Origin of the sequence: Leifsonia sp. YAF41, from assembly GCF_052113185.1 — a bacterium.
Classification (GTDB): domain Bacteria; phylum Actinomycetota; class Actinomycetes; order Actinomycetales; family Microbacteriaceae; genus Cryobacterium.
Window position 1 is genome coordinate 57319 of record NZ_JBFRCS010000010.1, and the last position, 26416, is coordinate 83734.

16 protein-coding genes and 1 tRNA gene are annotated in these 26416 nt (G+C 66.2%); 8 read left to right on the forward strand and 9 right to left on the reverse strand.

What is annotated here, in order from left to right; genetic code table 11:
* Positions 1-44: 44 nt before the first annotated feature.
* Positions 45-1079, reverse strand: a complete 1035-nt coding sequence (gene cydB / locus AB4Y63_RS13215; RefSeq protein WP_441791520.1) for a cytochrome d ubiquinol oxidase subunit II — start codon at positions 1077-1079, stop codon at positions 45-47.
* Between the two features lie 22 nt (positions 1080-1101).
* Positions 1102-2490: a cytochrome ubiquinol oxidase subunit I gene (locus AB4Y63_RS13220; RefSeq protein WP_441791521.1), complete on the reverse strand. Its 1389-nt coding sequence runs from the start codon at positions 2488-2490 to the stop codon at positions 1102-1104.
* A gap of 289 nt (positions 2491-2779) precedes the next feature.
* Here AB4Y63_RS13220 and AB4Y63_RS13225 point away from each other — a divergent pair, with 289 nt between their 5' ends.
* The 4 genes from AB4Y63_RS13225 to AB4Y63_RS13240 all read left to right on the forward strand — a co-directional run bounded on the left by AB4Y63_RS13225 (position 2780) and on the right by AB4Y63_RS13240 (position 8119).
* Positions 2780-4237: a glucose-6-phosphate dehydrogenase gene (locus AB4Y63_RS13225; protein ID WP_441791522.1), complete on the forward strand. Its 1458-nt coding sequence runs from the start codon at positions 2780-2782 to the stop codon at positions 4235-4237.
* A 36-nt stretch (positions 4238-4273) separates the two neighbouring features.
* Positions 4274-5821, forward strand: a complete 1548-nt coding sequence (locus tag AB4Y63_RS13230; protein ID WP_441791523.1) for a GMC family oxidoreductase — start codon at positions 4274-4276, stop codon at positions 5819-5821.
* On the forward strand, positions 5821-6762 hold the full coding sequence (locus AB4Y63_RS13235; RefSeq protein ID WP_441791524.1) for an aldose 1-epimerase family protein: 942 nt from the start codon (positions 5821-5823) through the stop codon (positions 6760-6762). The genes AB4Y63_RS13230 and AB4Y63_RS13235 overlap by 1 nt, the downstream gene beginning before the upstream one ends.
* Positions 6763-6841: 79 nt before the next feature.
* On the forward strand, positions 6842-8119 hold the full coding sequence (locus tag AB4Y63_RS13240; protein WP_441791525.1) for an NAD(P)/FAD-dependent oxidoreductase: 1278 nt from the start codon (positions 6842-6844) through the stop codon (positions 8117-8119).
* Positions 8120-8219: 100 nt separating this feature from the next.
* On the opposite strand, the gene AB4Y63_RS13245 is transcribed toward AB4Y63_RS13240, so the two are convergent.
* The 3 genes from AB4Y63_RS13245 to AB4Y63_RS13255 all read right to left on the reverse strand — a co-directional run bounded on the left by AB4Y63_RS13245 (position 8220) and on the right by AB4Y63_RS13255 (position 12725).
* A tRNA-Met gene (locus tag AB4Y63_RS13245) sits at positions 8220-8293 on the reverse strand.
* Positions 8294-8507: 214 nt separating this feature from the next.
* On the reverse strand, positions 8508-11420 hold the full coding sequence (locus AB4Y63_RS13250; RefSeq protein WP_441791526.1) for a UPF0182 family membrane protein: 2913 nt from the start codon (positions 11418-11420) through the stop codon (positions 8508-8510).
* Between the two features lie 192 nt (positions 11421-11612).
* A complete protein-coding gene (locus tag AB4Y63_RS13255; RefSeq protein WP_441791527.1) occupies positions 11613-12725 on the reverse strand; it encodes a YlbL family protein in 1113 nt (370 codons plus the stop codon).
* A 210-nt stretch (positions 12726-12935) separates the two neighbouring features.
* Here AB4Y63_RS13255 and AB4Y63_RS13260 point away from each other — a divergent pair, with 210 nt between their 5' ends.
* A complete protein-coding gene (locus AB4Y63_RS13260; protein WP_441791609.1) occupies positions 12936-14240 on the forward strand; it encodes a zinc-dependent metalloprotease in 1305 nt (434 codons plus the stop codon).
* 64 nt (positions 14241-14304) lie between these two features.
* Positions 14305-15294, forward strand: a complete 990-nt coding sequence (locus AB4Y63_RS13265; protein ID WP_441791528.1) for a TOMM precursor leader peptide-binding protein — start codon at positions 14305-14307, stop codon at positions 15292-15294.
* Here AB4Y63_RS13265 and AB4Y63_RS13270 read toward each other — a convergent pair.
* A complete protein-coding gene (locus AB4Y63_RS13270) occupies positions 15185-16897 on the reverse strand; it encodes an ATP-dependent helicase (protein ID WP_441791529.1) in 1713 nt (570 codons plus the stop codon). The genes AB4Y63_RS13265 and AB4Y63_RS13270 overlap by 110 nt on opposite strands.
* On the reverse strand, positions 16894-17934 hold the full coding sequence (gene nudC, locus AB4Y63_RS13275) for an NAD(+) diphosphatase (protein ID WP_441791530.1): 1041 nt from the start codon (positions 17932-17934) through the stop codon (positions 16894-16896). Before nudC ends, AB4Y63_RS13270 begins: the two co-directional genes overlap by 4 nt.
* 94 nt (positions 17935-18028) lie before the next feature.
* Between nudC and AB4Y63_RS13280 the strand changes: the two genes are divergently transcribed.
* Positions 18029-19363 (forward strand): phosphotransferase, encoded by a 1335-nt coding sequence (locus tag AB4Y63_RS13280; protein WP_441791531.1) that lies wholly within the window; start codon positions 18029-18031, stop codon positions 19361-19363.
* Here AB4Y63_RS13280 and AB4Y63_RS13285 read toward each other — a convergent pair.
* Together AB4Y63_RS13285 and AB4Y63_RS13290 are read right to left on the reverse strand one after the other, a co-directional pair.
* A complete protein-coding gene (locus tag AB4Y63_RS13285; RefSeq protein ID WP_441791532.1) occupies positions 19285-22773 on the reverse strand; it encodes a UvrD-helicase domain-containing protein in 3489 nt (1162 codons plus the stop codon). The two genes, AB4Y63_RS13280 and AB4Y63_RS13285, sit on opposite strands and share 79 nt — an antisense overlap.
* A complete protein-coding gene (locus AB4Y63_RS13290; protein ID WP_441791533.1) occupies positions 22770-26093 on the reverse strand; it encodes an ATP-dependent helicase in 3324 nt (1107 codons plus the stop codon). Before AB4Y63_RS13290 ends, AB4Y63_RS13285 begins: the two co-directional genes overlap by 4 nt.
* Positions 26094-26191: 98 nt before the next feature.
* Here AB4Y63_RS13290 and AB4Y63_RS13295 point away from each other — a divergent pair, with 98 nt between their 5' ends.
* Complete coding sequence (locus AB4Y63_RS13295; RefSeq protein WP_441791534.1) at positions 26192-26416, forward strand: DUF3107 domain-containing protein; 225 nt, start codon at positions 26192-26194, stop codon at positions 26414-26416.

Genomic DNA, 26416 nt, shown 5'->3' on the forward strand with positions numbered 1-26416 from the left:
CAATACTACCTGACGTTTTCAGGCCCGCAGACCACGTGCACTCGTCACTCCCCCTGGCCACTCAGGTCAGGCTCCACAATCCGTTCGGCGGGCATCGGGCTGCCTCCCACCCGCTTGCGGAAGACGATGTACGTGTAGCCCTGGTAGATCAGCACCAACGGGAAGAAGACGGCGGCCACGATCGTCATCACCGTGAGCGCGTACTCGCTCGACGCGCTGCCTGCCACCGTGAGACTGTATTCGGCTGTGGTACTCGACACGAGAACGTCGGGGAAGAGACTCGCAAACAGCGAGCCGACGGTCGCCGCGATCGCGATCGCCGTCGATGTGAAGGCGCCCTTCTCGCTTCGCCGCGCGACCAACAGGGCCGCGACGATCGCGAGCAGCGCGGCCGCGAGCAGCACGTACGACGGCCATCCCGGCTGGGCCATGAGTGACGTCCAGACCGCGAACACGGCGACCATCACCAGCGCGACGATGCCCAGAGTCACCGACCAGCGGGTTGCGCGCTGCCGGAGGTCGTCAGTCGTGCGAATCGCGAGGAACGTCGCGCCATGAAACAGGCACAACGCGACGAGCGTCAGGCCCGTCCACACGCTGAATCCCGAGAACATATCCGAGACGTTGCCGGTGAATGCACCATCCGAGTTGATGGGAAGTCCGGCCAGCAGCGCTCCGAGCGCCATTCCGATCACGAGCGGGGCCACGACGCTTCCGACGCTGAGCCCGACGCTCCACGCTCCGCGCCAGGAGTGGCCGCGGCCTCTGCCACGCCACTCCAGTGCGATCCCACGCGTGATGAGCGCGATGAGCAGAATCAGGACTCCGAGGTAGAGCGCAGACAGCCACGTGGCGTACCAGGCCGGGAAGGCTGCGAAGATCGCCGCGGTACCAACCACGAGCCACACCTCGTTTCCGTCCCAGAACGGGGCGATCGTGTTGATCGCCGTCCGGCGCTCGGTCTCGGATCGACCGATCACTGCGTGCAGTGCACCGACTCCGAAGTCGAAGCCCTCGAGCACGAAGAACCCCGTCCAGAAGACGGCGATGATGACGAACCACACGTCTGCGAGATTCACGAGTCCTCCTCAGCGGGTCACGTCAATAGGTCAGGGCAGGAGTGTCACGGTCGTCACTCGCGAGGTCTTCCTCAGGAGCCTCGAGGTCGCGACGGGCGTACCTGAGCATGAGAACGACGTCGAGCACAATCAGGAACAGGTAGACCACCAAGAACGCCACGAGGCTCACAATGATCTCCGTGGCCGAGACGGTCGTTGACACCCCGTCCGCTGTCTTCATGAGCCCCTGGACGATCCAGGGCTGGCGCCCGCTCTCGGTCAGCAGCCATCCGGCGGTATTCATGACGAAGAGCAGGGGTATGGCCCACGTCGCGAMGAACAGGAACACCCGGGAGGTCGGTAATTTCTTGCGGGCGGCCAGCCACACCCCCCACAGCGAGACGAGGAAGAACAAGGTGCCGAGGTAGGCCATCACCCTCATCGACCAGTACTGGATGCGCACGTCTGGCACATAGTTCCCCGGGCCGTACTGAGCCGCATCCTGCGCCTGCAGCTCATTCAACCCGACGACTTCGCCGTCCCATGTGCCGGTCGCCAGCAGTGACAGCAGGTGCGGAACTTGCAGGATCTTGATCGGCTCCTCGTCCGAGCTCTCGAACCCGCCGATCTGGAACAGCGAGAACGAGCACGGCTGACAGGTCTCCCACTGGGCCTCCGCGGCCGAGATCTTCATCGGCTGGTAGGTCGCCTCGATCACCCCGAGGTGGCTGCCGACCCCGAGCGCGAGCGCCGACGCCGGAAGCAGCACGATGAGCGACACCAGCGCCGAGGTCTTGAAGGCCAGATGACCTCGTCGCAGCTGCCACGCCGACACCGCGAGCATCACGACCGCACCCGTGACAAGCGAGGCGAGGATCACGTGGATGTACCCCCAGATGAAGACGGGGTTGGTAAAGAGGTCCCCGATCGACGAGAGCACGGGGCGACCATCCGAGTCCGTCGTATAGCCGACCGGATGCTGCATCCACGAGTTCGCCGCCATGATGAACGCCGCCGACAGCATCGCCCCCACCGCCACGAGCCATGCCGAGAGCAGGTGGACCCCGCGCGGCAGCACCTTCCAGCCGAATATCCAGAGCCCGAGGAACGTGGACTCCAGGAAGAATGCGGCAAGCCCTTCCATCGCCAGCGGTGCGCCGAAGACGTCACCGACGAACAGGGAGTAGGCCGACCAGTTCATGCCGAACTGGAACTCCTGCACGAGCCCCGTTACCACGCCGATTGCGACATTGATCAGCAGAAGCGTTCCGAAGAAGCGGGTCAGACGCTCGAACCGGATCTCGCGCGTGCGATACCACTTGGTGTGGAGGATGGCCATGAGGAACGCCAGTCCGATGGTCACGGGAACGAAGAAGAAGTGATAGATGCTCGTCGACGCGAATTGGATGCGGGCGAGGTCTGTCGGGTCCATGTGATCAGTCACCTCCGTCGTCTTTCGACCGATCCACTCGAACTAGGTTCGGAAAAGCCGGCCCGCCAACGAGGTCGGACGCAGCAGCCGCACCCAGTGTCACCCCGGTCTCGGCAGAGGGCAAGAGCAGCCCCCCTCCGGCACACACTTCGACAGTCCCGCGACGAATTCAACGCCGTGCGGACGGCCGGCGCACCGCTCCGCCATTTTCTCTGTCGCGGGTATCGCGCACTGCACGGGCGGAGTATAAAGGTCGAAAATCGCGACTTACTCACGTATGGAGACTCCGATGCCCCCTTCACCTTCGCCGGAGATGGCCCCTGCGCCCGACCAGTGGTCGGAGGTCGCCGATGTCCTGGTGGTCTTCGGGATAACGGGTGACCTCGCCCGGGTCATGACATTCCGCTCGCTGTACCGTCTGGAACTCCGAGGCTTGCTCGACTGTCCGATTGTCGGCGTCGCCGTCGACGACTGGACGCTGGAGCGCCTGGTGCAGCACGCACGGGATTCGATCGTCGCAACGGGAGAGGTGCTGGACGAGGCGGCGTTTGGACGGCTCGCCGGGCGGCTGGCCTACGTGCAGGGCGACTTCGGCGACGCGGCAACCTACCAACGGGTCGGCGCGGCCATCAGCGGCGCCAAACACCCGGTCTTCTACCTCGAGATCCCCCCCTTCCTCTTCGGCAGGGTCGCCCAGGGACTCGCGGAGGCCGGTCTCACAACGGCGGCCCGCGTTGTCGTGGAGAAGCCGTTCGGCCACGATCTCGAATCCGCGAAGGCTCTGGCAACCGAACTGCACCAGTACCTGGACGAGGCCCAGCTGTACCGAATCGACCACTACCTCGGGAAGATGGGCTACGAGGAGATCCTCTACCTCCGCTTCGCCAATACCATCCTCGAACCGCTGTGGAACCGAAGCTACGTGGAGTGCGTGGAGATCACGATGGCCGAGGAATTCGGTGTGGAAGACAGGGGTCATTTCTACGACCCCGTCGGTGCGCTGCGCGACGTGATGGTCAACCACCTCATGCAAGTGGTGGCCGCGGCCGCGATGGAGCCGCCCTCCGGAGGGGGCCCGGACGCGCTGCACGACGCGGTCGTGACGCTGTTCCGAGCCGTGAAAGCCGCCGACCCCGCTCACTACGTCCGAGGTCAGTACGACGGATACCAGAACATCGACGGAGTCGCCGCAGGCTCGACGACCGAAACCTACGCGGCTGTGCGGCTCGAGATCGACAACTGGCGGTGGGCAGGCGTCCCGTTTTACATCCGCACGGGCAAAAAACTCCCCGTCACCCAGACCGAATTGCGCATCATTTTCCGGGCGCCGCCGCCCGTCCACGTCGGGCTGGGCGCCGGCGAGGGCCGGGGCCCCGTGCGTGACGAGTTCGTCGTCAAGCTGGATCCCTCCACCGGTGCCCGGCTGGTTGTCGACGCCCATCGGGCCGATGGTCGGGGCCCGGAGGCGGTCACTCTTGACGTGGAGTTCGCCAACGAGGGCGGCGAGGGCGCAACGCCGTACGAGGTGCTCCTGCACGCCGCGATCGTCGGGGACTCCGGCCGCTTCAAGCGACAGGACGAGGTGGAGGAGAACTGGCGCATCATGCAGCCACTGATCGACAACCCGCCGCCCGTGCATCCCTATGCCCCCGGCACCTGGGGTCCCGCAATCGCATCCACTCTTGTTGCGGACCACGGCGGATGGGAGGGTCCCTGGATCGTCACGTCGGACGGGACCGCCAAATGAGTCGCTCGAAAAACGAAACTACCTGAGGAGAACCTTATGGCCGACGAGTATGACGTCATCATCGTGGGATCCGGAGCCGGCGGGGGCACCCTCGCGCACCGGCTGGCGCCTTCGGGCAAGCGGGTGCTGATCCTCGAACGCGGCGACTGGCTGCCCCGGGAAGCCGAGAATTGGGATGCCACCGCCGTCTTCGTCGACAACCGCTACGTCTCGAAGGACACCTGGTATGACAAGAAGGGAAAGTCCTTCCAGCCACAGGTCCACTACTTCGTGGGCGGGGCGACAAAGTTCTACGGAGCGGCACTGTACCGGCTCCGTGAGGCGGACTTCGGCGAACTGAAGCACCACGGCGGGATCTCGCCGGCCTGGCCGATCGAGTACGGCGATCTCGAGCCCTACTACGCGCAGGCCGAGGAGCTGTACCAGGTGCACGGCATCCGCGGAGAGGACCCTTCGGACCCGCCCGGCGGGCCCTACCCCTACCCGCCGGTGTCTCACGAGCCGCGCATCCAGAAGCTCTTCGATGACCTGGGCAAAGTGGGACTGCATCCGTTCCACTCCCCCAACGGGATCATGCTCGACGAGGCGAACCCGGCCTTCAGCGTCTGCATCCGCTGCGCGACGTGCGACGGATTCCCGTGCCTGGTGCATGCGAAGTCCGACGCCGATGTGATCGGCGTGCGCCCCGCAATCGCGCACCCCAACGTCACGCTCGTGCGCAATGCGGAGGTCAGAAGACTCGAGACCGATCCGTCCGGCCGCACAGTCACGTCCGTGGTCGCGGACGTCGACGGCACCGAACAGAGATTCACCGGTGCGATCGTCGTCATCTCGGCCGGGGCGGCGAACTCCGCGAAACTACTGCTGTCCAGCGCGAACGACCGGCACCCAAACGGACTGGCCAACGGGTCTGATCAGGTCGGTCGCAACTACGTCTTCCACAACAGTCGGGCCTTCCTCGCCATCTCTACGGAGAAGAACGAGACCCGTTTCCAGAAGACTCTCGGCTTGAATGACTGGTACCTCGGCGACGACGACTTCACGTACCCGATGGGAAACGTGCAGATGGTCGGAAAATCCTCACCTCCGATGTATCGGGGCGAGCAGCCCATCGCCAAGCTCGCGCCCGGGTTCACGCTCAAGGAGATGGCAGAGCACGCGGTCGACTTCTGGCTCTCGGCAGAGGACCTCCCGGACCCTGACAATCGCGTCACGCTGGGTAAAGACGGAAACGTCGTACTGAGCTACACACAGAACAACCGAGAGCCTCTCGAACAGCTCTACCGCCGGGTGAAGAAACACCTCAGTCACCTCGGAATGCATCCTGACCACCTGATCCCCCGCGACATCTACATGAAGAATGACATCCCCATCGCCGGCTGCGCCCATCAGGCCGGTACCGTGCGCTTCGGCAACGATCCCACGACGTCGGTGTTGGACGCCGACTGCAAGGCTCACGAGGTGGACAACCTGTACGTGGTCGACACGAGCTTCTTCCCCAGCATCGGGGCGGTGAATCCCGGTCTCACCGCGATGGCCAATGCCCTGCGCGTGGGCGACCATCTGCTCGCTCGGCTCGGCTGATGACGGAAGTACCTGCACGTCGACGGCAACCCTCTGGCGAGCAATTCCAGATCGCCTGGGGCGACGCACAGGCGCAGGTCAGTCAGGTCGGCGCGACTCTCCGCGCCTTCACGGTCGACGGGCGCGACGTCATCGATGGCTTCCCGGCCGACGAACGGTGCACAGATGGTCGGGGCCAGGTGCTCGCGCCGTGGCCGAACCGTCTCACCGATGGCCGATACACCTACGGCGGGCGAGACTGTCAGGCTCCGCTCAACGAGCCCGCCAGGCACGACGCGATCCACGGGCTGGTGCGCTGGCTGGACTGGTCTCCACTGCGCCACGACTCGAACCAGGTCACGCTCTCCTGCGCGGTTCGGCCACAGCCCGGATACGAGTGGCAGCTCGACCTCGAGATCAACTATCTGTTGGACCGGTCCGGGCTGACGGTGACGTTCACCGCGGTAAACACGGATGATGAGTCGGCCCCCTTCGGCGTCGGATTCCATCCCTACCTCACGCTCGGCCGTGCCGTCGACGCCCTCGAGCTGACCGTGCCGGGGACAGCCATTCTTGATCCGGACGAGCCAGCAGAACGGGCGACGATGATCCCCGTGGCCGGGACGCCACGGGACTTCACCCAGGCTCGGCGCATCCTGTCACAGGAGTTGGATACCGCGTTCGGCGACCTCGCGCACGACCTCGATGGTCGCGCCACCGCACGGCTGTTCGATCCGGACAGTGGCCGGTCTGTCGAACTGTGGGTCGACGGCGGATACCGCTACCTGATGGTCTACACAGCGGACCTGGTGGGTCAGGGCGAGCGCCGCCGTGCCGCCATCGCGATCGAGCCGATGACCTGCCCACCGGATGCCCTGCACAGCGGAGTCGACCTGTTAGATCTCGCACCCGGGGAATCCTGGCGTGGCAGCTGGGGATTGCGGACGTCGGCCTCACCATGACAACCATCTACGAATTCGAATTCGTGCCGGTTGTGAGGGCGCACCTTCGCCCGTCCCGGCCCCGTCGCACAGGAGGATCATGAGCGTCATCGTTGCAGGAGGCGGGATGGCAGGCGCGGCCTGCGCCGCCGAGTTGGCCAAGAACGGCATCGATGTGACACTCATCGATCGCCACGATTACACCCAGTTCCAGCCGCTGCTCTACCAGGTCGCGACGTCGCAGCTTCCGGCGGAGGACATCGCCCGACCGCTCGCACGAATGTTCCGAGACCGGGCGCAGGTCACCGTCGTCACCGGCGAGGTCACCGCGATCGACGTGGACACGAGAACCGTCACGACGGATACCGGCACCTTCGGCCCCGCCGATCAGCTTGTGCTCGCGGCGGGTTCGCAGGCGAACTTCTTCGGCGTCCCCGGGGCCGCCGAGCATGCCTTCCCGCTGTATACGGTGCGGGACGCTGAGCTGCTTCGCCGGCACCTCCGCGATCGGCTTCGCGAGCTGAGCAAACCAGACAGTGACGGCGCTTTGACAGTCGTCATCTGCGGCGGTGGGGCGACCGGTGTCGAGATCGCAGGGGCCCTCGCCGAACTCTTCCGGGCTCTTCGGGATGACGGGAAGCTCGTCGGGCAGGCGACGGTGCGCCTGGTTGAACTCGGGAAAGTACTGCTCGCCCCGTTCACGGATCGCTCGCACCATTACGCGCTGGGAAAGCTGACCACGATGGGCGTCGACGTGACGTTCGGCGTCGCGGTGTCCTCCGTGGACATCGATTCGGCGACCCTGTCGGACGGATCGACGGTCGCGACCGATACCGTGATCTGGGCGGGCGGCATCTCAGGCGCGTCGCTCGTGGCCCTCACCGGCATCACGCCCGGCCGGGGCGGGCGTCTCGACGTCTCCGCCGACCTGACCGTTCCTGGACACCCTGACGTGTTCGCGATCGGCGATGTCGCGAACGTGCCCGACCCGGCGGGCGGGACGTTCCCACAGCTCGGGTCCGTCGCCCAGCAGTCAGGCGCCTGGGTGGGCAAGAACATCCGTGCGCTCCGGGATGGAAAAACCCCTGCGCCGTTCCACTACCACGACAAAGGAATCATGGCGATGATCGGCCGCAACGCCGCGGTCGCCGAGGTCGGCCGTCACCGCCACCAGCTGGAGGGCCCGTTCGCCTTTGCCGCCTGGCTCGGGCTGCACGGCGCTCTCTTGTCTGGCTTCCATGAGAAGGGCGATGCCCTGATGAACTGGGCCGACGACTACATCCACCACGCACGCGCCGCCGACCTCGAGCTCGAAGAATCGGTGGGCCGGATCGCGTGGTCGGATGACGCATCCGATCGTCCCAACCTCGAGCTGTGAAAACAGAAGAGGCCGAAAGCGAATTCCCTCGCTGGAGCTGAAATGACAAATGGCCCGGAATCTAATGATTCCGGGCCATCGGGTGCAGCTGCACCATCTGTTGCGGGGACAGGATTTGAACCTGCGACCTCTGGGTTATGAGCCCAGCGAGCTACCGAACTGCTCCACCCCGCGCTACAAGAACAAAGTTACCACACGTCTGAAACGCTCGTGACCACAAGACCCCCATTCGGGCGGTCATTCGCCGCCAATCCGGGACACCCACACACACCGACGGCGAGCGATCGAGAATGCGAAGGGCCCGGCCGGGTGTGGAGGTCCACGCCCGGCCGGGCCCTTCGTCAGCTCGATTCTCGGCGAGGCCGATCGGCGACTGCTACTTCAACGCTTACTCGCCCAGCAACGCGAGCATCTGCGCGATGGTGTCGGACAGCTTCTTGTCGGCGACGCCGTAGGCCGCGAAGTCGCCGGCCTCCAGTGCGGCCTGCTTGTCGGCCATCGCCTGCTTAGCGACGTCGAGCAAGCTGCGCAGCTCAGCATCCGTTGCCGGGTTGCCTGTCGACGTTCCGGGAGTGGTTCCGTTGCCCGGAGCGGTTCCCGTTCCCGGAGTGGGTCCGGTCGACGGCGGCACCGTCGTGTCACCGGCGTTCGCTCCAGAGACGCCGCCGAACAACACGTTGAGCGCAGTGTCGAGGGTATCCTCGAAGGCGATCTGGTCGCCGAAGGCCACGAGCACCTTCTGCAGCAGCGGGTACCCACCACCACCGGTCGACTGCACGTAGACCGGCTGCACGTAGAGCAGTCCGCCACCGACGGGCAGGGTCAGCAGGTTGCCGTTGAGCACCTTCGACTGGCCCTGCTTCAGCAGGTTCAGCTGGGTCGAGACGACCGGGTCGGCATTGAACTTCGCCTGCACCTGGCCGGGGCCCGGCACCGTGTCATCCTTCGGCAGGGTGAGCAGGGTCAGCTTGCCGTAGTCGGCGGCTCGCTCCCCCTTCGTCGAACCGGCGTCCGCGTTGGCCGACAGGTAGCCGGTCAGCACGTTACGGCTCGTCGCACCGGACGCATCCGGAATGAACGTCGAGTAGATCGAGAACGACGGTGCCTTCTGATCGGGCATCTGCATCGTCAGGAAGTACGGCGGCTGCAGTGTCGGGTTCGCCACCGGAGACACCGGGTCGTTCGGCGTGGTCCAGGCGTCATCGTGCGAGTAGAACGAACCGGGGTCGGTCACGTGGTACTGACCGAGCATGGCGCGCTGCACCTTGAACATGTCGGCCGGGTAGCGCACGTGGCTCATCAGGTCGCCACTCATCTCGCTCATCGGCTTGACGGTCGACGGGAAGATTTTTTCCCAGGTCTTCAGGATCGGGTCCTCGGTGTCCCAGGCGTAGAGCGTGACCGAACCGTCGTAGGCATCAACGGTCGCCTTGACCGAGTTGCGCATGTAGTTGATCTGGTCGAGCGCGTACGGCTGCGCAGGGTTCTCGGTGTCGGCGGTAGCCGCACTCAGGCCGACCGGGGTGGAGTACGGGTAGCTCGCCGAGGTCGTGTAGCCGTCGACAATCCACTTGATCTTGCCATCGACGACCGACGGGTACGCATTCGTGTCGAGCGTGAGATACGGCGCGACCTTCTTCACACGCTCGATCGGGTCGCGATCGTAGATGATCTGCGAATCCTTGTTCACGGAGTCCGACAGGAAGATCTGCTCAGACTGGAACTTGAGCGCGTAGATCAGCTTTGTGAACACGTTGTCGAGCTTCGGCCCACCGTCACCGGTGAAGGTCGTGTAGGTCTGCTGCGCACCATCGGTTCCCGACGGGTAGTCAAGCTCGACCGGCTTGGCCCCCTTCGGAGCACCGACGATCGAGTAGGTCGGCGATGTCTCACCGAAATAGACGCGCGGCTCGTATTTGCCGAGTGAGCCGACGCTCGGGATGCCCGACTCCAGGAACACAGGCTGACCATCGACGGTGCGCTGGTTGCCATAGGCCGCCACGACACCGTAACCGTGGGTGTAGACGACCGTCGAGTTGACCCAGGTGTTACCCGCGTTCAGACCCTCGAGCTTGAGGTCACGCACCGCAACGACCGTGTCCTGCGACTTGCCGTCGATCGTGTAGCGGTCAACGTCGAGGTTCGAGGGGAACTGGTAGTACTGCTTGAACTGCTCGAGCTGACTGAACGCATCGCTGACGATGGCCGGGTCGAGAATACGGATGTTGGCCGTGGTTTCGGCGTCGGCACGCAGCGCGCCGGGCTCAGCGGTCGTCGTCGCGTTGTAGGGAACCACGTCGATTTTCGACAGGTTGTAGGCATCCCGGGTGAGATCGATATTTCGCTGAATATATTCGGACTCCAGCGTCTTAGCGCTCGGGTCGACCTGGAACCGCTGCACGACCCAGGGGTAGAGCGAACCGATCAGCAGGCTCGAGACGATCAGCAGCACCGTGCCGATGATGGGCAGGCGCCAGCGACCGATGATCGCCGTCACGAGGAAGAGGATGGCCACAACGGCGGCGATGCCGGCCAGGATGGCGCGGCCCGGGATCGTTGCATTGACATCGGTGTAGCCGGCGCCGGTGATCAGATCGTTGGTGTCTGTCAGCGTCGAGTACTGGTCGAACCAGATGCTGATGGCCTGAAGCAGAAGGTAGAGGCTGGCGGTGACGGCGATCTGAACGCGCGCGGCCTTCGAAATCAGAACCTCACGTCCGCTGATGCGCAGCGAACCGTAGAGGTAGCACGTTGCAACGGTGACGAGCGCGCAGATCAGCACGACGGCCGAGGCGAAGCCGAGCAGCGACTGGAAGAACGGCAGGTCGAAGAGGTAGAACGACACGTCGAAGTGGAACTGCGGGTCGACCCGGCCCACCTCGGTGCGATTCAGCCACATCAGAGTGGTCTGCCAGCGCGTCGCCGCAGCGACACCGGCGAACAGACCGAGCAGCGTCGGAAGACCCCACATGGCGAGGCGACGCAGCGGCTCAATGACCTGCTGGTAGCGGTCGAGCTGAGAGTTCAGCTTCGCGTAGATCGGGCGCAGGCGATACGCCAACTGGATGCTGACCCAGACCGGAACGGCCATCGCGAAGAAGCCGATCAGGAACATGACTCCCGCGGCCACCCACTGAGTGGTCAAGACGTTGAGAAAGCCGAGCTGGTCGAACCAGAGAACGTCGGTGTAGAGGCCGGCGACGATGAAGAACACGACCACCAACCCCACGATGATCGCCGCTGTGATAGCGAGTGGAGCTCGACTCCGCCGTGGAGCGTCTGCTGAGGGTGCTGATGTCACGAAATGGCCTCTTGTTCTACTGAATCAGGGTCGCCCCCATCCTAGACAAGCGCTCCTGAGAAAATTCCCAGCTAAGGTCCAGTCGACTAGACAATCGACAAGCCAAGAAGGGCCCTCCGGAGAAACTCCAGCTTGTGCCGAGCCGACTCCTGCGTCAGTACGGCTCGATAAGCATGCCTCAGAAATCCTCGTCTACGGAGCGCTCACAGGACACGTGGGGAGAGCGTCCAGGTCTTGTCCAGAACTCACCGCATCCAGCGCGGTGGTCGCGTCATCGAGCGTCTCGACGGCAAAGACGTGGAGCCCGTCAGGAATGTGACCGGTGACCTCATTGCAGTTCGCGGCGGGAGCCAGGAACCATTTGGCTCCCGCGTCTTTCGCGCCGACCATCTTCTGCTGGATTCCGCCGATCGGGCCGACGGTGCCGGCCGGGTCGATCGTGCCGGTTCCCGCGATGTCGGCTCCGCCGGTCAGCGACTCGGGCGTGAGCTTGTCAATGATGCCGAGCGCGAACATCATGCCAGCGCTCGGACCGCCGACGTTGTTCAGCTCAATCGTGACCGGGAACGGGAACTCGTAGTCGGTCTTCACGTTGATGCCGGCGATCACGGCGCCATCCTTCTCGACGGGTGTGATCTCGACCGTGGCATCTTCGCCGTCGCGAACAATGCCGAACGCTGCCGGGTTTCCGGCACCGTTGGCCTTCAGGGCGGCGCGAAGGTCAGTGATGTCGGCGATCGGCGCACCGTTCACCGTGATGATCTGGTCGTTCGGTTTCAGGATGTCTGTGGCCGCTGAATCGCTGGTCAGTGACATCACCGCGACGTTCGTCGAGTAGCCGATGCCCTGGTGCGTCAACGCTGCAGCGATGGCCTCCTGCTGCGAGTCCACCATGGCTGCCTGATTCTCGGTGTTGCGCTGCTCGGTGGTCACGTTCGGCGGGAACACCGCCTCGAGGGGCACCACTGCCTTGTCGGGGTTGAACCACGCGCCGGCGACCTGGAGCCAGCTCACGCGCTGGTCGGGGTTGCCGACCACTGAGACCGTGAGCATATTCAGGCTGCCGTCGGTGGGAAACGTCTTCTGGTCTTCGATCGTGATCAACGGCACCTCTGTGCCGTCGGCGTTCTTGGCCGAGCCCAGCGTGTCGAATACCGGGCCGGGTTGTTCGATCACGTACGGCGAAGGAACCATCGCAAGAAGCAGTCCGCAGACAACAGCGATGAGGAGCACGATCCAGCCGACACGCAAGCGGCGGGTGGGCTGACCATGCAGCCCCGTGTGATCGTCGGTGAAGAGAGCCACCGTGCTCCTTCCGTGGATCCGCGATGCGGGAGGCGTTGCGGCAAGTGGTGTTCGCGACGGGCGGACACCTGAGCCCTCAAGCCTAGGACATTTCCCAGTCATGGCCGGGTTTCTCGGACTAGCGTAGAAGTAAGCAACTGAGAGGTGCCTGAAGTGGACGACGACACCCGACCCGATGAGGGTCAGAATCCTGAAGACGAATTTCGGGACATGCTCCGCGACATCCTGAGCGGAAAGTCGTCAATCGACCCCAGCCAGCTGGCGGGGGCCGCGGGGCTGCCCAACGACCCGGCCAGCGTCGCTGCGCTGATGAACCAGCTTCAGGGCGCTCTGCGCGGAAGCGCCGATGGCGGCATCAACTGGGATATCGCCCTTCAGCAGGGCCAGGAGCGCGCCGCTGCCGGCCAGCTCAACGCGACGACTGAGCAGCGCACGCAGCTCGACGCCGCGTTYAACATTGCCGCGCTCTGGCTGGACGACGTGATTTCGGTCGCCGAACTGACGACTCCCCCACGCCTGATGACCCGCAAGGAATGGGTCACGGCGACAACGCCGATCTGGACACAGATGGCCGAGCCGGTGGCGAGCAGCATCTCCGATTCCCTCACCCGCGTGCTCACCGAGCAGGCTCCCGAAGAACTGCAAAGCATGATCGCCGGCGCAAGCCAGATGATGCGCAGCATCGGCGGCACCCTGTTCGCGATGCAGCTCGGCCAGGTCATCGGCCAGCTCGCCAGCGAGGTCGTCTCCGGCGGCGACGTCGGAATCCCGTTGCTCAGCGAGCAACAGGCGGCTTTGCTCCCCCAGAACGTCGCCGAGTTCGGCGAGGGCCTCGATGTTCCGACCGACCAGGTGCAGATCTATCTGGCCGTGCGCGAACTCGCCCACGCCCGCCTGTTCCGCCACTCCCGCTGGCTGCGACTTCACTTGATCAGCTCGATCACGGACTTCGCGCGCGGCATCAGCATCGACTCGTCGAAACTCGAAGATCTGGCCGAAGGGTTCGACCCGTCGAATCCCGAAGAGCTGCGCCAAGCCATGGTCGACGGTTCGTTGATCCCGCCGAAGACCGAGTCGCAGCTTGCCGCTCTCGCCCGCCTCGAGACGATGCTCGCCCTCGTCGAAGGCTGGGTCGATGTCGTCACGCGCGAGGCAACGAGCCGACTGCCCAAGGCCGACGCGATTGCCGAGACGGTCAAGCGCCGCCGGGCATCGGGCGGGCCGGCCGAGTCGGCGTTCGCGACCCTCGTCGGGTTGGAACTGCGCCCGCGGCGGCTGCGCGACGCGGCAGCCATGTGGCAGGCCGTGACGGATGCCGTCGGCAACGAAGCCAGGGACGCCCTGTGGGCACACCCCGACATTCTGCCCACCTCCGAAGACCTCGACGACCCGCAGGCGCTGGTAGCCCGACTGACGTCGACGGCCTCCGGCGAAGCGCCGGTGCTCGACGAAATCGACCAGGCACTCGAAGACCTGTTGCGCGATGAGGGAACGGATCGGCCGCACGAGCAGTAGTCACGTGTGCGCGCCTGTGGACAGATCGCACGGCACAGGCGCGCGCTGAGGCATCATCGGGGGCATGGTCATCCGGCTGAACCCCCAGTACCCGGTCGTCTGGCGCACGCCTGACAGCATCCAGATCGGGATCGACCGACCGATTGCGGTCGTCACCCATGTCTCCGCCGCCCTCGAACGCGTCGTGAATCTTTTGCGTGTCGGCCTGCCACGCTCGAGCATCGTCATGATGAGCCGCGAAGTCGGGGCCACGGACGCCGAACTGTCAGTGCTGCTGCGGGCGCTTCGGCCCGCCTTGGAGCTGACGGGCGAAGATCGCACCCGCGGTGAACAGGTGGCCGAACCGCGGCCCGGCCGAGATCCGCACTCCGACCCGCCCAGCAGGCCCGACTCCCCCGCCCGGACTGTGGTCTGCATTGACGGCGTGGGACCGACGGCCGACGGCATCGCACGCTCCGTGCTCGGACTCGGGATCCCGGTGGTCACGGCCGCGCCCCTCGACCCGTTGAGCCCGCACGACCATCGTCATCCGCAGAAACGTGCCCACGTCGGCGCGGCAGTGACGGCAACGCCGAAAGCAACGGCCATGGTCGCCCTCGTGATCGGAAACTATGCGCTTGATCCGCGCCGGCACGGGCAGTGGTTGCGCCGCGACATTCCGCACCTGCCGGTGCTGTTCGGCGACAGTCAGGTGAGCATCGGCCCCTTCGTCGAACCGGGGGCCGGGCCCTGCCTGTACTGCCTCGAGCTGCACCATATCGATGCCGACCCTGCCTGGCCGGCGATCGCCTACCAGCTCTCTGACCGCCCCGCCCCGACCGAAACCGCACGAATCAGCATGGAGGTCGCGGCGCTGGTGGCCGGCATCGTGGCGGACCGGATCGAGACGGGCAGGTCAGAGTTCACCGCCGCATCGCTCCAGCTCGACGCGGCAACGGGTCAGATCACGCGCCGCGCGCACCGGCCACACGAGCGCTGCGGATGCCGAGCTCTGTCAGAAATCGCGATCGCTCCCGTGGGGCGCGCTGATCGCGGCCTGATCCTGACCAGCTGAGCGCCAGCATCCGCCTGGCCCGCGTGACGCCGACGTACAGCAGGCGGCGTTCCTCGTCGATCTGCTCGAAGGTTGTGGCGTAGCTGATCGGCACGAGCCCCTCGGACAGCCCGATCACGAAAACCGCCTCCCATTCGAGGCCCTTCGCCGAGTGCAGCGTGGCCAGGGTGACGGCCGAGACCGTCGGTTCGTGCTGACCGGCCTGGCGTTCCATGAGTTCGTCGGTGAACTGCCGAAAAGTTGTTCCCTCCGGCGCCTCATCGACCAGACCCATCAGCGCGTTGAGCGACTCCCACCGGTCGCGCACCGAACCCGGGGCCTCGGGCGCGGTCTGGCTCCAGCCGAGCGAACGCAACACGTCACTCACCGACTTGAAGAGCGGCTCGCCGACGATCGACACGGATGCCGCGCGCAGCTGCATCACCGCCTGCTTCACCTCGGGAAGGTCGAAGAACCGCTTCGACCCGCGGATCAGAAAGCTCACCCCGACGTCGCCGAGCGCTGTCTCGAGCGCCGCAGCCTGCACGTTGAGGCGGTACAGCACCGCGATCTTCTCGGGCGGCGTCCCGGCCTCGATCAGCTCGAGGATCTGCTGGGCGACCCCGCGCGCCTCGGCCATATCGGTCGGGAAGTCGCGCACGGTCGGTTCGGGGCCGGCCTGGCGCACAGCCGCCTGCAGGGTGAGCGCACCGGCGCGACCCCGCATCAACTGGTTCGCGGTGGCGACGATGGCCGGTGTCGACCGGTAGTTCTGCTCCAGGCGCACCACCGTCGCATCCTCGTAGTGCTTCGGAAAATCGAGCAGGTACTCGCTGCGGGCACCGGCGAAGGAGTAAATGGTCTGGCTGGCGTCGCCGACGACGCAGAGGTCTCGGCGGTCGCCGAGCCAGAGGGTCAGCAGGTCGTGCTGAAGCGCCGAGACGTCCTGGTACTCGTCGACGACGAAGAAGCGGTACTGCTCGCGCACCTGGAAGGCGACCGACGGCTCGTTCTCGATCATGCCCGCCATGGCCAGCAGCACGTCTTCGAAGTCGAGCTGCTTGCGCTCGTCCTTCAGCCGCTCGTAGGTCTCTTGCAGGGCGGCGACCTGGTCGACGTCCAGCCGGCCGGGCAGGGTGCGCGACGCGATTCCCGCGGCGTACTGCTCGATGCTGAGGCCCGAGACCTTGCGCCATTCAATTTCGGCGGCGAGGTCACGCAGTGTCGGGGTGTCGAGCTTCAGCTTCAACACCTCGGCGGCGTGGCCGAGCAGGCGCCCCTTGCCGTCGAGCAACCGTGGAACTTGACCGCCGACGACGTGCGGCCAGAAGTAGTTGAGCTGCGAGAGCGCGGCCGCGTGGAAGGTGCGCGCGGCGACACCGCCGGCGCCGAGCTGCCTCAATCGGCCGCGGAGTTCCGCCGCGGAGCGCGAGGTGAAGGTGAGCGCCATCACCCGGTTGGGCGCGTAGGCGCCGGTGGTCACGCCGTAGGCGATCCGGTGGGTGATCGCGCGGGTCTTGCCGGTTCCGGCGCCGGCCAGCATGCAGACCGGTCCGGTCAGAGCCTCGGCGGCGACACGTTGCTGGTCGTCGAGTCCGGCGAGCAGCGCGTCGGGTGCGCTCATCGGTTCGCCTGCGGTGCGTCGAGTCCGGCTGTCGCGAATGCGGAGCCGGTCGAGGGGGCTGCGTCGTCGATGCCAGTGGAATCGTCGTCGTGCCCCTCAGCCAGCCACCGGTCAAGCAACGCCCGCGCGATCGACGATGGGCCGGGTAGCAGGATGCTCTCGCCCTCTGCCCGCAGATCGGCGCGACTGAACCAGCGCAGGTCGAGAATTTCTTCACCGTCGGGCACCAGGGCGACCGGTGATTGATCGGCGGCGAGTCGCGCGGTGAAGCCACACATGATCGAGGCCGGGAAGGGCCACGGCTGGGATCCGAGGTAGGTCGCGTCGGTCACCCGCATGCCGGATTCTTCGTGCATCTCACGAATCACCGCGGCCTCCAGGGACTCCCCCGGTTCGACGAATCCGGCGAGCAGCGAGTAGCGGTTGTTCTCCCACATCGCGTTGGAGCCGAGCAACACCCGATCGTCATCGTCGGTGATGAGCACGATCACCGCCGGATCGGTGCGGGGAAACACTTGACTGCCATCCTGCGGGCAGCGTCGCGTCCAGCCGCTGTCTTCAACGTCTGTCGCAGTGCCGCAGCGCGGGCAGTGCGTGTGCGAGTCGTGCCAGTTGACGACGCCGACTGCTTCGGCAAAGGCTCCCGCGTCACGGTCGGAGAGGGTGGCGGCCACCGTACGCAGCGACGCCCAGCGTGACTCGTCGGGCTGCAGCAGGGCGGCAGAGTCATCGTTCACAACGGCCGCGACGATCGGTGTTCCGACGGGTTCGAAGGAGGAGGGATCAAGCGAGCGGCCGAGGTAGACGCAGAGCGTGATGTCACCTAGCTGGTCTGGTGAAAGCAAGTCCAGACGCGGGGCTTCCGCACCGGCAGTTCCCGGGGCGGCCAGCAATGCCCGGCCGCGCCAGAGCGGCACGACGCGCGTGGCCGCATCCGCCCAGAGTTGAACAATCAAATCGGTGTTGCCGCGGGCCGCATGATCCCGGTCAATTGCGTGGCGGGACAGCGGAAGCTGCGCTGAAAAGTCGAATGACACGGTGTCCCCTTCGAGTTCGGGGCTGGTGCGCCGAAATTCTGTGCTGGCGTGGCGTACGCGCGCGCGGAACGCAACTCGACCTAACCTAGAAGGCATGGCCAGATCCCATCTCACTCTAGCCGCGTTGGCCACCTCCGCTCTGCCTGGGCTCGACGTCGCCCAGGCTCGCGCGCACAGCCAGCGCGCCCACGGACTTTTCGACTCAGCGCTCATCATCGACCGCGACGGACGAGAGCTCATCATTCGGGTTCCCCGTTCGCAGGCAGCCGAGACCGAGCAGTCGGCCGACCTGGTGGCGCTGCGCGCCCTCACCGTCGGCAATCGCAGCAGGCTGCCGTTCGACGTGCCCGAGTTCGTCGGCCAAGCGCCGGCCGGACCGACCCGCGCGGTTCTCTACGAACTGCTGCCCGGCGATTCCTTTGAGACGGATGCCCTGACCGGCCACGTCGGAGTCTCGGGCTCCATCGGTCGCTCGATCGCCGCCATCCACGGACTGCCGACCGCCTTCATCACCGACGCCGGCCTTCCCCAGCAGACCGCCCTCGACTGCCGCACCAGCACGATCGCCCTGATCGACCGTGCGGCAGAGACCGGCTACCTGCCCGCTGCGCTGCTGCGCCGTTGGGAACAGGCCACCGACGACGACTCGCTCTGGCAGTTCGCGCCCACTGTGGTTCACGGTTCGCTGAGCGACGAGTCCTTCCTCATCGTCGACGATGCCGTCTCCGGCATTCTCGGCTGGTCGGCGCTCAGCGTCGGTGACCCCGCCCGCGACCTGAATTGGCTGCTCGCCGCCCGCGGCGAAGCCGCCGAGACCGCGGTGGCCTCGTACCTCGCCGCCCGTCAGGGCGGCGACCCCCGCCTGACCCAGCGTGCGCTGCTCTATGCCGAGCTCGAGCTGGCCCGCTGGTTGCTCCACGGCTCAGACACCCGCAACCAGGAGATCGTCGACGATGCCGTCGTCATGCTCGATGGCCTGGTCGAAACGGTTCACAGCAACACGATGGAATCGCTCTCGACCGACACCGGCCCGGTTCTCGATGTCGCGGACGTCGAGACCCTTCTCGACGCGACGCCGCACGGCTCGCTCGGTCGGGACGCAGGTGCGTCGCCGCACGGCTCGGCGATGCTCACCGACAGTTTCGACCGTTCCGAGTTCGCTTCACTGCGTGACCCGTTCGAGGAGTCGGCCGATGCTGATTCCGCGGAGGCGCGCGAGGGGGCCGATTCGACTCACTCGTCGGGTTCAGAGAGCGCATCGGGCACTGCTGACGACGAATCCGGAGAACGAGACCGTTCAGACCCGTTCGCCGAACTTGACGGTGAAGGCGACCCGAATGCGACCGTCGCCTACTCCTTCGAAGACATTGAAGAGCTGACCGCTCGCTCCACCGATGCCCAGGCTTCGACGAGGTCTTCCTCGGAGTAAAGCCGAACGGGAGCAATCACGGTGTCGTCGGCGACGAAGTAGAAGACGGCGTCGACGAGATCGGGATCGATCCCCTTCCAGCTCGCGTAGGCCAGACGGTACAGGGCCAGCTGCGTCTGCTTGAGTTCGAGGTCTGCGGCGTTCTTCGGCGCCTTTCCGGTCTTCCAGTCGACCACCTGGTAGCCCGTCGCGGTGCGATAAACCGCGTCGAGCTTGCAGATGAACACCTGGCCGGCCAGCACGTGGTGAATCTCGATCTCGACTTCTTCGGGTCGCAGGGTCCCCCACGGCGACCGCTCGAATGTCGCCTGTAGTCGGGCGAGCTCGGTCGCAGTGGTGTCGCCGGTCGGCAGCGGTTGGGTGGCGTCGGTGCCCGTCGACGCTGGTCCGGTTGCGTCCGTGCCCGTCGACTCCGTGCCCGTCGATTCCGTGCCATCCTCCGCTCCCTCGGCGATCAGATCGAAATCAAGGTCACACTCGCCGAACCCGACGTCGATCAGATCGGCGGAGGCCCCGCCACCCGAGCGTGTTTCGACCCAGGAATGGAACAGGGTGCCCAGCCGGGTCGCCCGGTATGGCCGTTCGGGCATCGGGCGTCGAAGCCCTGCCGCCACAGCGGCCGGGTCGTCAACGTAATCCTTGAACCGTGACGCGGGGATGCGCGTCGGCAGCGGGACCGTCGCGCTCCCGGCCAAGCGGAGCGCCCGCTCTTCAAGCAAGAGGGTGACATCGCGGGACCAGACGGTGTCGGCGTCGACGGGCGACTCGAGGGCCCGAGTGACGAACCCGGCGGCGGTTTCGACCACGACACGACGTGTGCCGAGCGGGTCGAACGGCCACGCGTCGGTTCCGGACTCGGTGCTCTCCGGTTTCTCCTCGAAGCTGCTCACGGCCGGCAGCTCTGGGATCAATCCGGCCTCGACGAGTTCGACGAGGTAGCGGCTTGCCGTGCGCTGGGTGGTTCCGTTCGCCCAGAACGCACCGGTGAGCAGAAGCTCCTGCTGAGCCCGCGTCGTGGCCACATAGATCAGGCGGCGCTCCTCGGCTTCATGCCGCTCGGTGAGCGCGGTCTTGTACTGCTTGAACTCCGCGTCGAACGACAGCTGGGTGTCGTGCAGGGTCCAGCGCAGCTCGGGCAACTCGTCGCGGTCGCCGCGCATCGGGTAGGGCAGCTCACCGAAGCGCAGCCAGCCTGCGCCGTCTCTGGCCGCGGCCGGGAGGCTCTTTTCGGCCAGGTTCGGAATTGCGACGTAGTCCCATTCCAGCCCCTTCGAACCGTGAATGGTGAGCAGTTGCACCGCGTCGGCCTCTGCTGCCTCGCCGCGGGGACCCATGTCGTCCTGGCGCTCGGCCCGGCCGAGCCAGCGCAGAAAACTGCCGAGCGTGCCGTGCTCGTCGCTGTCGAGAAATGCCGAGATGCAGTCGTGGAACGCATAGAGGTTGGCCAGGCCGAGCCCGAAAGTCTCGTTGGCGACCAGCTCGACGTCGAGAAGAATCTCCTGCTCGATCAGCCTCACGAAATCGAGAAGGGGCAACCCGGCCCGCGAGCGGAACCAGGCCAGTTGACGACCGGCGGCGCGCAAGCGTTCGCGTCCGTCTTCGCTGAACCCGGCGAGCTGGCTGTGCGACTCTGATGCGGTGGCCACGAAGTCGAGGGCGTCGACCAGCGAACTGGTCTCCTCATCGGCGACCGACGCCCGCAGCTTGGCCTTGAGCTCGTCGCTGAGCGCCTGCTGCGCCCAGTCGTGGGAGGCGAGCCAACTCGCCACCCCGGACAGCGCCTGCAGGTCGCGCGGCCCGATCCGCCAACGGCCGCCGGTCAATAGCCTGATCAGTTCGCTTCCCGACGCCGGGTCGTGCACGACCCGGAGCACGCTGACGACATCCGCCACTTCGGGGGTGGAGAGCAGCCCGCCGAGCCCCAACACGTGGGCACGCACCCCGTGGGCGCGCAGCACGTCGGCGAACAGTTCCATCTCGCGGCGGGCCCGGAACAGCATCGCTCCGGTCTTACCCCCACCGACGGTGATCCGTTCGGCGAACCAGCGGGCGACGAGCGCCGCCTCCTCGGCGAGGGTCTCGGTCAGTGCCGCTTCGACGCGGCCCGCTTCTTTTCCGGCCGGCACCTTGAGCGTGTCGACCTGGATGCCGTTGGGCTTGGCCCGCAGGGCCTCGGACAGCGGCGAGACGAGCGCGTTCGCGACATCCAGCACAGACGACGGGTTGCGCCAGGTGTACGACAAGGACATGGTCGGGGCGTCACGGTTCGCACGCCCCGCGAAATCCTGTGAGAAGCCCAGCAGGTTCGCGGAGCTGGCGCCGCGCCAGCCGTAGATCGACTGATGCGGGTCGCCGACGGCCATCACCGGGTGGTGGGCGAACAGGGTGCTCAGCAGCTCGGTCTGCAGCACAGAAGTGTCTTGATACTCATCGAGCAGCACGATGCGGAACTGGTCGCGGTAGCCGGCGACGACCCGATCGACCCGCTGGCACACCTGGAGGGCGAGCGAGACCTGGTCGGAGAACTCGATCAGCCCCTGCCGGCGCTTCTCGGCCTGGTACAGGTCGGCCAGTTCGGCCAGGATCGGCAACGGTGCGACGGCGGCCAACGACTCGATGACGGAGTCGTAGGGTTTCGTCTTGCGGGTGGAGCCGTACGGAAGGTCGGCCAAATAGCCGAAACTGTCGGCCAAGCCGGCCAGATCGTGCGGCTGCTGCGGCTCGCCTGGCACAAACGGGGGCGGGTTCTCGGCGAGCACCCGGCTGAACTGCAGCACGGCATCCGTCACCGCGTCGAGTTTCTTGCCGAACGGAACGAGGCGGTCATCGCCGTGCTGAATCACGACGCTGCGCGCCAGCAGCCAAGCGGATGTCTCGGTGAGCAGCACCGACTCCGGCTCGCGGCCGAGCAGGAGCGCATTGTCGCTGAACAGGCGACTGGCAAAGGAGTTGTAGGTGGAGACCGTGGGGGTATTGAACAAGTCGGAGGCGTCGCGGGCGCCCTCGACGGACACGGCAGCGCCTGATATCTCGACGCTTGATTCCTCGGCGCTCGGCTGACGGCTCGGCAACAACCCGGCTGCATCAAGTTGTTCGATGCGCCCGTTGATGCGCTGGGCGAGCTCGCCGGCGGCCTTGCGGGTGAAAGTGAGGCCGAGGATCTGGTCGGGACGGGCGTGCCCGTTGGCCAGCAGCCAGAGCACCCGGTTCGCCATGGTCTCGGTCTTGCCGCTTCCGGCCCCGGCCACGACGAGCGTCGGGGCGAGGGGGGCTTCGATGACCGCCTGCTGTTCGGTGGTCGGCGGGAACATCCCGAGCGCTTCGGCGATCTGTAGGGCAGAGATTTGCGGGGCGGAGTTCGGCGGCGTCTGGGCTGCGAGATTCTGGGCGGGGTTCGGGGCGTGACTCATGAGCTGACCTGCTTGATGATGTGGAGACGGCATGACCCGAACGACCACGGGTCGAGGCAGTGCGAGGCGATCTCGGCGACGAAGACCGCGCCGCCCATCCCGACCGCGTCGTTCTTCACCCGCGTGCGAAAGGCGTCGAGCTCCTCGGGAGTGAACGGTTGCTGAGTCGGGTTGCGGTAGTTCTTCTTCTGCGTTCCCGAGGAGACGATGACCAAGCGGGCACCGGCGAGGTCGGTTCCGTCGGGAATCCCGGCGATGGCGCCTTCCTGGAAGGCGAGTTGGTAGGCGCCGAGTTGCGGATGCTCGGCCACGCCGGCGTCGTTGATCGGGTCGCCCTTTCCGGTCTTCAGGTCGACGATGACGGCCCGGCCGTCGCTGAGCTGCTCGACCCGGTCAACGGTGCCCGACAGGATGGCTCCGTCGACATCGAGGGTGAACTTACCCTCGGCGCTCAGCAGCGTTCCGCCGTCGCGATCGAAATCGGCCAGGTAGGAGGCAAGCCGATCGGTCAACGCCCGAGCCTCGAGCTTCGCTACCCGGGATTGCCATTCGGCGTCGAAAACGAGCTCGTCCCAGCGCTCATTCACCCCCGTCCAGAGGGCCTCTGGGGTCACATCCGTCGCCCGCTCCATCACCGTGTGAATGATCGTGCCGAGGTTCGCCGCGGTGTTGCTGCCGCCACCGCCGACCTGGCCGATCAGCCAGTGCAGCGGGCACGCCTCGAATGAGGCCATCTTCGACGGGGAAACCCGCACCGGGTCGTCACCGGACTGCTCGTTGCCCTGCGCGTCGCTTCGCGGTTCTGGGTCGTTGAGCGGGCGCAGGGTGCTCTGCGTCTTCAAGCCGTACCACTCGTCGGGATGCGCACCGGCGACGCTCTCGCGAGCGAGGCGGGCGAGGGTGGCGGCTGCATCGTTGGCCCGGCGGCTGGTGATCTGGTCGTCGCTCACGCGCGGACCGACCGCGGTGGTGAGGTCGCGGCGCAGCCGTCCCACCATGCCGCGCAGCGACAGCGGGTAACGACCGAGGGTCTCCGGGCTGCTGTCTGGCTCGGGAAGCAGACGCAGAAACACCGACGGCTGATTGTCTTCATTCGCGATCGCCGTGACCAGAACCTCGTGGCGGGCTCGTGAGGTCGCCTGAGCGAACATCCGCAGCTCGTCGTGCAGCACACCGGTGCGCGCATCGGCCGCGTCGAGATCTTGGTGGCTGGCGACCGCGGCGAGGTCGCCGGCGCCGAGCAGCGAGCCGCGCACCCGTAAGTCGGGCCAGACGTTCTCTTGCACGCCGGCGAGCACGACGAGATCGAACTCGCGCCCGATCACCGCGCTCGGGGTTGCGACGATGACCGCGTCGTTCTGGGCGCGCGGCGCAAGGGTGTCTTCCGGCACATCGGTGTCGACGAGGTGTTCGAGAAAAAGCACGGGTGGGGCATGCGGAGTGCGCTCGACGAAGCGCTGAGCGGCGGAGAACAGCGCGACGACGGCGTCGAGGTTGCGGTTGGCTTCATCGGCGACGATGCCGGTGCCGGCCGATTGTTCGAACCAGATATCGGCGAGACGGCTGCGTTGCCAGAGCCCCCAGAGCAGTTCCTCGATGGTCGCGCCGGCCTCGAATTCGGCGGATGCGGCGCGCAGACTTGCACCGAACGCCGTGGCTTTGCGGGCGGTGCGGTTGTCTATCGTGGCCAAGGCGTCGGCCACCTGGAGTGCCTCGACGAGCAGTTCGTCGGCGCTGCGGGCTCCGTCGCCGGCGAGCTCGTGCTGCCGCAGTGCGGCCCGGAGGCGGCGCAGTGTGATCGGGTCGAGTCCGCCGAGCGGGCCGCTGAGCAGCGCCGTCGCGGCCTCGGCATCGAGGGTCTTACGGCCCAGTGTCACTTCGAGCGCGAGGATGAAGGCGCCCACAGCCGCTTCGTCGCGAAGCGCGGTTTGCGCGCTGGCGACCTGGGTGGGAACCTCCAGCGAGGCGAGGCCCTTCGAGAGCGCCGGAACCAGTGATCCGGTGCGCACGATGACCGCCATCTGCCCCCACGGCACCCGGCCGAGAAGGTGCCGCTCGCGCAAGCGCCGGGCGATGACGGCGAGCTGTTCGGCGGGGTTCGTCACCACGACCGTCTGCACGAGGTCGGTCGGGGCCGAGGAATCGGATTCCAACTCTGTCGCCGCACCCGCCTCCGCGCCATCCGCGCCATCCGCGCGCGCCACGGTCGCGGCACGCTGCGTACCGGCGGCGGCGGTGCCGATCCGGCTCGTGGCCTCCCGCACCACGGCGCGCACTGCGCCCCCATGCCGGTAGACAGAGCCGAGGGTGAAAGTCTGAACGTCTGGACGGCCGAGGTAGGAACCCAGCCGGCCGAGGGCATCCGGATGCGCGCCACGGAACGAACCGGTCGAGAGGTCGGGGTCGCCGACGGCCAGAATCGCGACGCCGCGAGCCGCGAACTGGGTCAGTAACGCGAGGGTGGCCTGCGTGGCTTCTTGAGCGTCGTCGAGGATGATCAGGCGCAGGCCGGCCAAGGCGCCGAGCGTCGACTGCCCGGCCGTGCCCGCTGGAGCGTCGTGCACCAGGGCGGTGGCGAATTGCGCGAGTTCGGTGGAATCGTATTGCCCGGGCCGTGTCTGGTCTTTCACCTCTTCATAGCCGCGGATGAACTCGGCGGCGGCGCTCCACTCTGGCCGGTTCGTCTGCCGCCCCCAGTCGGACAAACGCTCGGGCGACACACCGTACTCGACGGCGCGCATCATCAGGTCGCGCAGCTCCGTGCGAAAACCACGCAGCCGTCGGACCTCGGGGCCGAGCGTCGTCGGCCAGGCCGGCCCGGTCTTCTCGTCGAGGTGACCCTGCAACAATTCGGCGATGATCTGGTCTTGCTCGCCACCGGTGAGCAGAGTCGGGCTCACCCCACCGGAGCGGGAGACGGAATCGCGCACGATCTGAAATGCGACAGAGTTCGCAGTGCGCGCGAGCGGGCCCTGAGTAGGAACCCCCAATCGGAGGGCCAGCGTGTCGCGCAGCATTGCGGCGCCCGACCGCGTCGGCACCAACACCAGTACCTCGCTCGGCGAATAGCCGCGGCGAAGCACCCGATCGGCGACAACCTCGATGAGGGTCGTCGACTTTCCGCTGCCGGGGGCTCCGATCACGGCGCCTGAGATGCCGTCGGGCAGGCCGAGAACCGCTGCCTGGGACGGGTCGAGCGCTGGGTCACGTACAGGCGCGAGCACTGGGGTCAGCACTGGGGTCAGCACAGGGGTCAGCACAGGATCGGTCGCACTGTCGACGGGGAGTTCTGTCGCTGCCTCGGGTCCGATTCTGCTCACGTTTTCAACGGTAGCCGGTTGCGCCGACAGTGAACGCTGTGCGGCACCTGTGCGGTTCTGTCGTAATCTGAGCGGGTAGGCAACGAAAGGCGCATCTAGTGGACATCCGCATTGGCATCTTCAACACTCCCCGTGAGATCAACTTCGAAACATCGCAGCCGGCAGCGGACATCGAGGCAGCCGTTGCTGCAGCGCTCGCTGACCCCGCGGGATATCTGAAGCTCTCCGACGACAAGGGCCGCATCTACGTCGTTCCGTCCGTCGGTCTCGCGTACGTGGAACTCGGCTCAGAAGAGTCGCGCCGCGTCGGTTTCGTCGCTTAG